Here is a 1252-nt window from a genome sequence, read left to right on the forward strand (position 1 = left end):
GACCGAGCACCCCGACCTGGTGGCGCAGCACCTCGATGTCGGCGATCGCCTCACCACCATCAGCCAGCATCACCGCGACGTCGACCAGCACTCGGCCCCGGTCGTGGACCGGGACGAAGTTGCGGCGGACCATCGCCTGCGACAACCCCCCCGGTCAGCCCCGTTCGGTCGGCCAACAGCCGGGTCGCGACGCTGCCCGCGTGGGCCACCACGCCGACACCATCAGCCGTGACAGACAAGCCCGTAGACCACGACGTACGCTTCACCTACCGAGTGCCTTCCGTGCGGCGACCTGGAACCTTCGACAAGTCCAAGTCTTCCCTGCTCAGAGGGCACTTCGGTGTTTCTACGCGCCGAACACCACCAATCGCGGTGAACGATCGGGGCGAATCCGACCTCTCCCGAACTTGTCAACAGCAACGTCTACTGGGCTAGACCTTTCATAGATGAGTAGAGCGTTTTCAAGATTTCTTCACACATCTCGGTCGCCTTGTGATGTGGTGCGCTTGGTCTCGGGGAGGGATCAACCTCGCACTGTCTGTGCGTCGCTCGGCGATCACGACCGTGCGCACAGCGCGACACCTGCTCCGGGGCCGTCAGCGAGCGACGTGGTCAGCGACGGAATCCGAAGGTGAAGCACATGGCGCACCAGCCGAAGATGCGGAACAAGCAAATGGCCACCGTGCGGCGGGGGTCTCAGGTGCTGGTCGGGGTTGTCTCGCTGGCCATGGCGGCGACCGTGTGTTCGCTCGACACCGCCTCGGCCGTCTCCGGGCCCGTTCCGGCCGTGGCTCCCACGGCCCCAGCGGCCCCAGTGGCGGGCGCGTTGCAGAGCGGCGTGCTGTCGTCGGTGGCGTCGACCGATGAGCAGCCGGCGATCGATCCGGTGCTGGTGTCTGAACGGTCCTCCCGGTTCGCCACGACGGTGTTGCAGGCTGATGGTTCGTATCAGACGACGGTGTCGTTGACGCCGGTGAACTACCTGAATGGGTCGGGGGAGTGGGCTCCGATCGACACCACGATGGTCGAGCCGGGTTCGGCTTCGATGCAGGACAAGTGGGCGGCGAAGAACGCCGCGGCGGACTTCACCGCTTTGGTGCCCAACGACGCCGGGGAGCGTCCGGTGCGAGTCTCAGCGGACGGTTCCTGGGTCACTCTGCAGCTGCAGGGTCTCGACGGTGCCCCGCAGGTGGCGGACTCGACCGCGACCTACACCGGCGGCCAGGTGGGTGCCGCGGGTGAGGTCAGCTAC

At 66.3% G+C, this 1252-nt stretch carries 1 protein-coding gene; it reads left to right on the forward strand.

Annotated elements, in window-relative coordinates:
• Nucleotides 1–640: 640 nt before the first annotated feature.
• The coding region (locus ISG29_RS20410; protein ID WP_207793422.1) for a hypothetical protein at nucleotides 641–1252 on the forward strand (612 nt) is incomplete at its 3' end.

The sequence above is a fragment of the Nocardioides acrostichi genome, assembly GCF_015319165.1.
Taxonomy (GTDB): Bacteria; Actinomycetota; Actinomycetes; order Propionibacteriales; family Nocardioidaceae; genus Nocardioides; species Nocardioides acrostichi.